This is a genomic window from Roseomonas sp. GC11, assembly GCF_024437745.1.
Lineage (GTDB): Bacteria > Pseudomonadota > Alphaproteobacteria > Acetobacterales > Acetobacteraceae > Pseudoroseomonas.
Window position 1 is genome coordinate 1 of record NZ_JANFNY010000121.1, and the last position, 9,837, is coordinate 9,837.

The following is a 9,837-nucleotide window of genomic DNA, read 5'->3' on the forward strand; positions in this document are numbered from 1 at the left end:
CCGCGCATCCCACCCAGGCAGCCAAAAACCTCAGCCACCCCAGCAAAACACACAACAGCTCAGCCAATCAGCCAAACCATAATGCATCCACAAATTCCAAGAAAACCCGATGCAATTTTAAATCAGCAAGGCCAAGCTCTTCAGCTTGACTTCCGCTTTTCTTTCGTTCAGCGGGCTGCCTATCTAGCGAATTCTCTTTCGCCGGTCAAGCGCCTGTCTGAAGATTTTTCAGCGTCCCTTCGCTTCGTCGTCTCGTCTGAGGCGTCTCAGCGTCGGGAGCCGGCTTTTAGTCCCGGCCCCCGCCTCTGTCAAACGGGTTTCACAAAAAAATCGCCCACCCGTCAAAAAACCTCGGAACGCCCGCCTCAGGCCGCCAGTTCCAGCCCCTCCGGCCCGGCGCTCACCCGCACCGTGCTGCCATCCGGCACCTTGCCTTCCAGCAGCAGCCCCGCCAGCCGGTCCTGCAGGTTGCGCTGGATCACCCGCTTCAGCGGGCGCGCACCATAGGCCGGGTCATAGCCCGCCTCGGCCAGCCAGTCCGTCGCGGCGGCATCCAGTTCCAGGGTGATCTTGCGATCCTCCAGCAGCTTGCGCAGCCGGCCCAGCTGGATCTGCACGATCGCGCCCATATCCTGCCGCGCCAGGCGGCGGAACAGAACGATCTCATCCAGCCGGTTCAGGAACTCCGGCCGGAAGCGCCCGCGCACCACATTCATCACCTGGCCGCGCACCAGGTCCACATCCTCGCCATCCGGCTGCGCCGCCAGGATCTCGGAACCCAGATTGCTGGTCAGCACGATCAGGGTGTTGCGGAAATCCACCGTCCGCCCCTGCCCGTCCGTCAGCCGCCCGTCATCCAGCACCTGGAGGAGGATGTTGAACACATCCTCATGCGCCTTCTCGACCTCGTCGAAGAGGATCACCTGATAGGGCCGGCGCCGCACCGCCTCGGTCAGCGCGCCACCCTCCTCATAGCCCACATAGCCGGGAGGCGCGCCGATCAGCCGGCTCACCGCGTGCTTCTCCATGTACTCGGACATGTCGATGCGCAGCAGCGCCTTCTCATCATCGAACAGAAAACTGGCGATCGCCTTGGTCAGTTCCGTCTTGCCGACGCCCGTCGGGCCGAGGAAGAGGAAGGAGCCGATCGGCCGGTGCGGGTCCTGCAACCCGGCGCGGGCCCGCCGCACCGCCTTGGCAACCGCCTCCAGCGCCTCCTCCTGCCCCACCACACGGCCGCGCAGCATATCCTCCATGCGCAGCAGCTTGGCGCGCTCGCCTTCCAGCATCTTCTCCACCGGGATGCCGGTCCAGCGGCTGACCACGGCGGCGATACCCTCTTCCGTCACCGCCTCATTCACCAGCCGCCCGTCATCCCCGGCGGCGGCGATTTTCTTCTCCAGCGTCGGGATGATGCCATAGGTGAGTTCGCCCGCCCGGGCATAGTCGCCGCGGCGCTGCGCCAGCTCCACCTCGGTGCGGGCACGGTCCAGCTCCTCCTTGGCCTTCTGGGCCTCGGTCAGCTTGTTCTTCTCGGCCTCCCAGGCCGCCGTCATCGCCGCGGATTTTTCTTCCAGCTCGGCCAGTTCGCGCTCCAGCCGGGCAAGGCGGTCACGGCTCGCCGCGTCCTCCTCCTTCTTCAGCGCCTCGCGCTCGATCTTCAGCATCAGGACGCGGCGGTCGACCTCGTCCAGCTCCTCCGGCTTGCTGTCCACCTGCATCCGCAGGCGCGAGGCCGCCTCATCCACCAGGTCGATGGCCTTGTCCGGCAGGAAGCGGTCCGTGATGTAGCGGTTGGACAGCGTCGCCGCCGCCACCAGCGCGCTGTCGGCGATGCGCACCCCGTGGTGAAGCTCGTACTTCTCCTTGATGCCGCGCAGGATGGAGACGGTGTCCTCCACCGTCGGCTCGCCCACGAACACCGGCTGGAAGCGCCGCGCCAGCGCCGCATCCTTCTCCACATGCTTGCGGTACTCATCGAGCGTGGTGGCGCCGATGCAATGCAGCTCGCCCCGCGCCAGCGCCGGCTTCAGCAGGTTGGAGGCGTCCATGGCGCCATCCGCCTTGCCCGCGCCCACCAGCGTGTGCATCTCGTCGATGAACAGGATGACCTCGCCGGCCGCCTGCTCGATCTCGGTGAGCACGCCCTTCAGCCGCTCCTCGAACTCGCCGCGATACTTCGCGCCCGCCACCATGGCACCCAGGTCGAGCGCCAGGACACGTTTGCTCTTCAGCGCCTCCGGCACATCGCCCTTGATGATGCGCAGGCTCAGCCCCTCGACGATGGCGGTCTTGCCCACGCCGGGCTCGCCGATCAGCACGGGGTTGTTCTTGCTGCGCCGGGCCAGCACCTGGATGGAGCGGCGGATTTCCTCATCCCGCCCGATCACCGGGTCCAGCTTGCCCTCGCGCGCGGCGGCCGTCAGGTCGCGGGCGTATTTCTTCAGCGCGTCGAAGCTCTGCTCGGCGCTGGCGCTATCGACCTTGCGGCCCTTGCGGACGGCCTCCAGCGCGGCTTCCAGCTTCGGCATGGTGGCGCCGGCCTTGGCCAGGGCACGGCCGGCGGGCGTGTCGCTCCCCGCCAGGGCCACCAGGATGCGGTCCTGCGCCACATAGGCGTCGCCCGCCTTGGTCGCCTGCTGCTGCGCGGCATCGAGCACGCGCACGATATCGGGCACGAATTGCGGCTGGCCGGCCCCGCCACCCTGCACGCGCGGCTGCTTCGCCAGTTCCGCCTCCACCGCCGCCTTCACCGGCTGCGGGTCGGCCCCGGCGGCGCGGATCAGCCCGGCGGCGGCCCCCTGCTCGTCATCCAGCAGCGCCTTCAGCAGGTGCTCGGCCGTGATGCGCTGGTGGTATTCGCGAATGGCGATCGTCTGCGCCGCCAGCAGGAAGCCGCGGGCGCGTTCGGTGAACTTCTCACTATCCATCTCTGGTCCCTCCTCCGAGGCAACCGGCCCCCGGCGTCCCTCAAGGAGGCGACGCCGGTCACCGCTCGTCTTCGTGATGTGGTAGAGGAGGCCGCGCCGCTTCAAGAGGGCGGCCAGCGAAAAAACAGGAGCCGCGCCGATGCGCGTCGAGCATCTCTACCGCTATCCCGTGAAGGGACTCTCGGCCGAGGCCCTGGAGGCCGTCACCCTGGCCGCCGGCGAATGCGTGCCGGAAGACCGCCGCTTCGCCCTCGCCCAGGGTGATGCCGCCTTCGATGAAGCCGCCCCCGCCTTCCTGCCCAAGCGCAACTTCGCCTGCCTGATGGTGAATGAGCGCCTGGCCCTGGTGAAATCCGCCTTCGATGCGCGCCACCGGCGCCTCACCCTGGCCATCCCCGGCCAGCCCGCCTTCGAGGCCTCCACCACCACGCCGGAGGGCAAGGCCGCCATCGCCGCCGCCCTCACCGCCTATCTGGGCGAGGAAGCGCGCGGCACGCCCCGCTTCGTCGAGGCCCCCGGCCACGCCTTCGCCGATGACAAGGTGAAGATGCTCTCCCTGCTGAACCTCGCCTCCGTGGCCGAGTTCAGCGCCCGCATCGGCCAGCCGGTGGACCCGCTGCGCTTCCGCGCCAATGTGCATTTCGGCGGGCTGGCGCCCTGGGCGGAGTTCGATCTCGTCGGGCGGGAAGTGATGCTGGGCGGCGCCCGCCTGCGCATCGTCAAGCGGATCATCCGCTGCCCCGCCACCCAGGTGAACCCGGCCACAGGGGAACGCGACATCAAGCTGCCGCTGCTGCTCCGCCAGCATTACGACCATGCCGATTTCGGCATCTACGGGCTGGTGCTGGAGGGCGGGCCGGTCGCGCTGGGGGATGCGCTGGAAGTGCTTCCTGAATAAAAAATTCAGGAAGAGATTCTTCTTTTTCTGAAGAAAAAGAAGCAAAAAGACTTTTTCCGTTTGGCGTCCCGCTTCAGGCTGATCGCGGGACGCCAACTGGAAAGAGTTTTTTGGTTCTTTTTTACAAAAAAGAACCGCTTCGCTTACTGCACGCTTTCGCGCTGCTCCGCTTCGCCGGACTCGCCCTCATAGCTGGCGGACTGCCCGTTCATCTCGACCGAGGCCTCGCCGGAAGGCTCGCCACCCTCAGCCTGCTCACCGCCATTGTGCTGGCGGCGGGGCTGCTGGGCCTGCGCGGCCTGGGCCATGGCGTTCAGGATGCGGAAATAGTGCTCGGCGTGCTGGAAATAGCTCTCGGCCATCACGCGGTCACCGGCGCCGGTGGCGTCGCGGCCGAGCTGCAGATACTTCTCGAAAAGCTGCTGGGCGGTGCCCCGCAGACGCATGTCCGGCCCGTTCGAGTCGAACACATGGTTGCGGTTCATCGGCTGGTGGTTGTTCTGGCGGAATTGCCCGCCGCCGCCGCCGCCCCCGCTGCCGTGGCGGTGACCGCCGCGGCCGCGCATGCGCTTCATGTTCATCGGTGTTGCGTTCGCCGTCTCACGCTGGCGCCGTCCGGGCGATACCGGTCCGTCAAGGACCCGTCACGCCCGTGGGCACTGGCTGATGGTGTTGCATCGCTGCGGCGCCGGGGGGCGTGACATCCGCCACTTGGGCCATCCCGGCGGGTTCTGCCGGGGGGCACTCCGCCCGGGTCCGCAGGGCCACCCTAGTCCCACCGCGCTGCGCCGCCAAACGGTTTTTTCAGCGGGCAGCCAGAACCAGGGCGCGGCCAATGCCGCCCAGATCCGCCCGCAGCCCCCGCACCGCCAGCCCGGCGGCCTCCGCCAGGGCCGACACGGCGGGGCCCTGCCCCTCCCCCAGTTCCAGCACCGCGTGCCCGCCCGGCACCAGCAGCCGCGGCAGGGCGGCGGTGATCACCCGGTAGGCATCCAGCCCATCCGCCCCGCCATCCAGGGCGCGGGCCGGCTCATGCGCCGCCACCTCAGGCATCAGCCCCGGCACCACGGCGCTCTCGATATAGGGCGGGTTGGAGAGGACGAGGTCGAAGCGCCCGGCCAGCGCCCCCGCCCAATCCCCCGCCAGGAAGGCGGCGCGCCCGGCCAGCCCGTTGCGCGCCGCATTGCGCGCCGCCAGCGCCGCCGCGCCGGGGGAAAGATCCACCCCCACCCCGAAGGCCCCTTCCCGCTCCGCCAGCACGGCCAGCAGCAGGCAGCCCGTGCCGGTGCCGAGGTCCAGCACCCGCCCGCCTGAACGGGAAAAAACCTCCAGCGCCGCCTCGACAATCGCTTCCGAATCGGCGCGGGGGATCAGCGTGTCGCGCGAGACCTCCAGGTCCAGCGTCCAGAAGCCCTGGTGGCCCAGCAGATAGGCCATGGGCTCATGGTCCAGGCGGCGTTGCAGCAGCGTGGCGAAGCGGCTGGCGGCCTCCGGCGGCACGGCGGCGCGCGGCGCGCGCAGCAGGGCCTCGGGCGTGCAGCTCATCGCCCCGGCCAGCAGCAGCCGCGCCTCCAGCCGCGGCGCCTCGATGGCGGCGGCGCGCAGATGCTGCCCGGCGCGGCAGAGGAAGGCCCCCACCGTGCCCGCGGGGTCGGCGCAGTCAGACACCCTCGGCGGCGAGGCGCGCGGCCTCGTCCTCGGCGATCAGCGCGTCGATGATGTCATCAAGCTCGCCCTGCATCACGCGGTCGATCTTGTGCAGGGTCAGGCCGATGCGGTGGTCCGTCACGCGGCCCTGCGGGAAGTTGTAGGTGCGGATGCGCTCCGAGCGGTCCCCCGTGCCGACCTGTGCCTTGCGGTCGGCGGAGCGGCTGGCCACGGCCTGGCTGCGCTGCGCCTCATAGAGCCGGGCGCGCAGCACCTTCATGGCCTTGGCGCGGTTCTTGTGCTGGCTGCGCTCCTCCTGCATCGCCACCACCGTGCCGGTGGGCAGGTGGGTGATGCGCACGGCGCTGTCCGTCTTGTTCACATGCTGGCCGCCGGCACCGCTGGCCCGGTAGGTATCGATGCGCAGGTCGCTCTCGTTGATCTGCACATCCACATCCTCCGCCTGCGGCAGCACGGCGACGGTGACGGTGGAGGTGTGGATGCGCCCCTGTGTCTCGGTGGCCGGCACGCGCTGCACGCGGTGCACGCCGCTCTCGAATTTCAGCCGGGCGAAGACCCCCTGCCCTTCCACCTCGGCCACCGCGCCCTTGATGCCGCCCAACTCGGACTCGTCATAGTCGAGCAGGCCGAAGCGCCAGCCGCGCGCGGCGGCGTATTTCTGGTAGGCGGCGAACAGCTCGGCGGCGAAGAGCCCGGCCTCATCCCCGCCGGCGGCGGGGCGGATTTCCAGGATGGCGCTGCCGGCATCGGCCGCGTCCTTGGGCAGCAGCATCAGCCGCAGCTCGCGCAGCAGGCGGGGCACGGCGTCGCGCTGGGCGTAATACTCCGCCTCGGCCAGTTCGCGCATCTCGGGGTCGGCCAGCAGGGCCTCGGCCTCGTCGCGGGCGCGCTCGGCGCCGCGCAGCGCCTCCACCTGGGCGACCAGCGGCTCCAGCTCGGACAATTCCCGCGCCAGCGCGCCGACCTGCGAGCCTTCCGCCGTCTCCAGCAGGGCCCGCAGCTCATCGGCGCGGTAGAGCAGGCGGTCGAGCTTTTCCGGCAGTTTCATGCGTGCTTTCCAAAAGCAGGTCGGGGGAATGAATTCCCCCGAACCCCCTTCTTTTGTCTGTCAGGGCCAGCCTCCGTTGTCGGCTGGCGTCCCGCCTGGCCACCCGGGTGCGGCAGCCTGAAAGAAAGGGGGAATTCATTCCCCCAGCTTTTTTCAGTTCTCTTCTTCGCCTTCGTCGGCGACGAGTTCCAGCCCCTCGACCACCTGCTCGAGCATGGCATCCACCACCCCGGCGGCAGCCAGGGCGGAGAGCAGCCCCGGCATGCCGACGCGCTCCTGCGAGCCATCGGCGAGGTTGCGGACGAGCACCACATTCTCCGCCACCTCGCTCTCACCGAGGATGACGGCGGCCTGGGCGCCAATGCGGTTGGCCCGCTCCATGCGCTTCTTCAGGTTGCCCTTATAGGCCATCTCGGCCGGCACGCCGCTGGAGCGCAGCATCTGGAGCAGGTCGAGCGCCGCGCCTTCCTCCGCCTCCGAGACGGGGATGACGGCCACGGGGCGGCTGGCCTCGGGCGTCTCGGCCAGGAGTTCGGACAGGCGCTCGATGCCCGCCGCCCAGCCGACGCTCGGCGTGGCGGGGCCGCCCATCTCGCGCACCAGCCCGTCATAGCGGCCGCCGGCCATCACCGTGCCCTGGGCGCCCAGGCGGTCGGTGACGAACTCGAAGGCGGTGTGGCTGTAATAGTCCAGCCCGCGGACGATGCGCGGATTCTTGCGGTAGGGCACGCCGAAGCGGTCGAGATGCGCCAGCACCTTCCCGAAGAAGGCGGCGGCCTCGGGCGTCAGATGCTCGAAGATGGTGGGGGCGCCGGCCACCAGGGCCTTGTCCCCCTCATCCTTGCTGTCGAGGATCCGCATCGGGTTCTTCTCCAGCCGCGTCTGGCTCTCGGCGGAGAGGCTCTCGCGGTGGCGGGTGAAGTAGGCGACGAGGGCGGCGCGGTAGGCATCGCGGCTGGCGGCGTCGCCCAGCGTGTTGATCTCCAGCACCACCCCGTCATCGATGCCGAGATGCTGGAGGATCTGCCAGCCGCAGGCGATCACCTCGGCATCGGCCAGCGGCTCGGCCGCGCCCAGGATCTCGGCGCCGATCTGGTGGAACTGGCGGTAGCGGCCCTTCTGCGGCCGCTCGTAGCGGAACATCGGCCCGGCATAGAAGACCTTGCGCGGCAGGCCGCCCTGGGTCAGCCCGTTGGAGACCAGGGCGCGGCAGATGCCCGCCGTGCCCTCGGGCCGGAGCGTGACGGAATCGCCGCCGCGATCCTCGAAGGTGTACATCTCCTTCGTCACCACATCCGAGGTATCGCCGAGGGTGCGGGCGAAGACGCCGGTGGACTCGAAGATGGGGGTCGCCCATTCCTCCAGCCCGTAGAGGCCGGTGACGTGGCGCGCCGTCTCGACAACGTGGTGGTGGCGGCGGAAGGCCTCGCCGATCAGATCCTTGGTGCCACGAACCGGCTGCATTCCGCTCAACGCCGTTACTCCGCTGCCTGTTTTGTCGAATCCGCTTTGGGCTGAGCGGCCGCGATCTCGGCCGCCTTCTTCTCGACCAGTTCGACGATGTGGTCGACCATCCTCTCGCCCTCCACCGTGTGGTCGGTGCGCCCGGCGTGATACACCATATGGCGCCCGGCGCCGCCCCCGGTGACGCCGATATCCGTCATCAGCGCCTCGCCCGGCCCGTTCACCACGCAGCCGATGATGGAGAGCGTCAGCGGCGTCTCGATATGGGCCAGGCGCTCCTCCAGCTTCGCCACCGTCTCGATGACGTTGAAGCCCTGCCGCGCGCAGGAGGGGCAGGAGATGATCTTCACCCCGCGGTGCCGGATGCCGAGGGACTTCAGGATGTCCCAGCCGACATGCACCTCCTCCTCCGGCTCGGCGGAGAGGGAGACGCGCAGCGTGTCGCCGATCCCGGCCCAGAGCAGGGAGCCGAGGCCGATGGAGGACTTCACCGTGCCGGTGCGCTTCCCCCCCGCCTCGGTGATGCCGATATGGAGCGGGTGGTCACAGGCCTCGGCCAGCTGCTGGTAGGCGGCGACGGCGAGGAAGACGTCGGAGGCCTTCACGCTGATCTTGAACGCGTGGAAGTCGAGTTCCTGGAGATGGGCGGCGTGCCAGAGGGCGGATTCCACCAGCGCCTCCGGGTTGGGCTCGCCGTATTTCTCCAGCAGGTGCTTCTCCAGGCTGCCGGCATTGACGCCGATGCGGATGGAACAGCCATGGTCGCGCGCGGCCTTCACGACCTCCCTCACGCGGTCCTTGCTGCCGATATTGCCCGGATTGATGCGCAGGCAGGCGGCGCCGGCCTGGGCGGCCTCGATGGCGCGGCGGTAGTGGAAATGGATATCGGCCACCACCGGCACATTCACCTCGCGCACGATCTCGGCGAGGGCGGCGGTGCTCTCCTCCGTCGGGCAGGAGACGCGGACGATATCGACCCCGGCCAGTTCCGCCCGGCGGATCTGCGCGATGGTCGCGGCGGCATCCTCGGTGGGGGTGTTGGTCATGGTCTGGACGGAGATCGGCGCGTCTCCGCCCACCAGCACCTTGCCGACGCGGATCTGCCGGGATTTGCGGCGGAGGATCTGCTGGTAGGGGCGATAGGACATGGCGGTCAGGCCTTCCGCTGGGGCATGGCGGCGATATGGCAGCACAGGCGGCGATGGCCAAGGGCAGGCGCCGCCCGGCCCCTGCCCAACCCTTCCGGCCCCACCCTCCAGGCCCTGCCCTTCCGGGCCGGGGCCAGGAGTGGGCGGGCTAGCGGGCGCCGGCCTCGCGCAGCCTGGCGGCGTCGAGCGGGATGTCGCGCTTCACGCCCACCTGATCGGCCAGGGCGCGGGTGGCGACGCCATCCACCTCGATGGCGAGCCCCTCGGCCTTGCCGGTGCTGAGCACGAGGCCGGGGCCCTGGGGCACGTCATAGGTCTCGCCCGGGCGCAGGACGCGGTTGAGCAGCACGCGGCCGCTGCGCGAGTCGCGCACCTGCACCCAGGCATCCTGCACGGCGCGCAGGACGATGCCGTGGCCCTCGGCGGCGGGGGCCGGGGTGGCGGCGGGCGGCGGGGCCGCGCCATTGGCCGCGCTGGCGGATGGCGGGGCCGGAGTCGCGCCCGGAGTCGCACCCGGAGCGGCGGCGGGGGGCACGGCGCCGGGGCGCGCGGTGGCGTTCTGGCCCGTGGTATTCTGGCCCTGGGCATTCTGGCCCTGGGCATTCTGGCCCTGGGCATTCTGTCCGGCGGCGGGGGGCGTGGCGGTGGCCGGCGCGCCCCCCTGGGCGGGGCGCCCCGCGG

General features: G+C 69.7%; 8 protein-coding genes. 1 reads left to right on the forward strand and 7 read right to left on the reverse strand.

Annotation, left to right across the window (positions count from 1 at the left end; translation table 11 throughout):
- Nucleotides 1-365 precede the first annotated feature (365 nt).
- Nucleotides 366-2,930 carry an ATP-dependent chaperone ClpB gene (clpB, locus tag NON00_RS22790; RefSeq protein WP_256025072.1) on the reverse strand — a complete coding sequence of 855 codons (2,565 nt, stop codon included), beginning with the start codon at nucleotides 2,928-2,930 and terminating at the stop codon, nucleotides 366-368.
- 139 nt (nucleotides 2,931-3,069) lie between these two features.
- On the opposite strand from clpB, the gene NON00_RS22795 reads away from it, so the two are divergent.
- Nucleotides 3,070-3,828: an MOSC domain-containing protein gene (locus NON00_RS22795; protein WP_256025073.1), complete on the forward strand. Its 759-nt coding sequence runs from the start codon at nucleotides 3,070-3,072 to the stop codon at nucleotides 3,826-3,828.
- Nucleotides 3,829-3,971: 143 nt separating this feature from the next.
- Here the strand turns inward: NON00_RS22795 and NON00_RS22800 are convergent, their stop codons facing one another.
- The 6 genes from NON00_RS22800 to NON00_RS22825 all read right to left on the reverse strand — a co-directional run.
- Nucleotides 3,972-4,409 (reverse strand): DUF4167 domain-containing protein, encoded by a 438-nt coding sequence (locus tag NON00_RS22800; RefSeq protein ID WP_256025075.1) that lies wholly within the window; start codon nucleotides 4,407-4,409, stop codon nucleotides 3,972-3,974.
- Between the two features lie 223 nt (nucleotides 4,410-4,632).
- Complete coding sequence (gene prmC / locus NON00_RS22805) at nucleotides 4,633-5,496, reverse strand: peptide chain release factor N(5)-glutamine methyltransferase (protein ID WP_256025076.1); 864 nt, start codon at nucleotides 5,494-5,496, stop codon at nucleotides 4,633-4,635.
- Nucleotides 5,489-6,544 (reverse strand): peptide chain release factor 1, encoded by a 1,056-nt coding sequence (gene prfA / locus NON00_RS22810; protein ID WP_256025078.1) that lies wholly within the window; start codon nucleotides 6,542-6,544, stop codon nucleotides 5,489-5,491. The genes prmC and prfA overlap by 8 nt, the downstream gene beginning before the upstream one ends.
- Before the next feature lie 153 nt (nucleotides 6,545-6,697).
- The gene (gene hisS, locus NON00_RS22815; protein WP_256025079.1) at nucleotides 6,698-8,017 is read right to left on the reverse strand and encodes a histidine--tRNA ligase; all 1,320 of its coding nucleotides are present in this window, start codon (nucleotides 8,015-8,017) and stop codon (nucleotides 6,698-6,700) included.
- A 5-nt stretch (nucleotides 8,018-8,022) separates the two neighbouring features.
- On the reverse strand, nucleotides 8,023-9,156 hold the full coding sequence (gene ispG / locus NON00_RS22820; protein WP_256025081.1) for a flavodoxin-dependent (E)-4-hydroxy-3-methylbut-2-enyl-diphosphate synthase: 1,134 nt from the start codon (nucleotides 9,154-9,156) through the stop codon (nucleotides 8,023-8,025).
- Between the two features lie 148 nt (nucleotides 9,157-9,304).
- A partial coding sequence (locus tag NON00_RS22825) for a DUF4115 domain-containing protein (protein WP_256025082.1) occupies nucleotides 9,305-9,837 on the reverse strand: 533 nt, incomplete at its 5' end.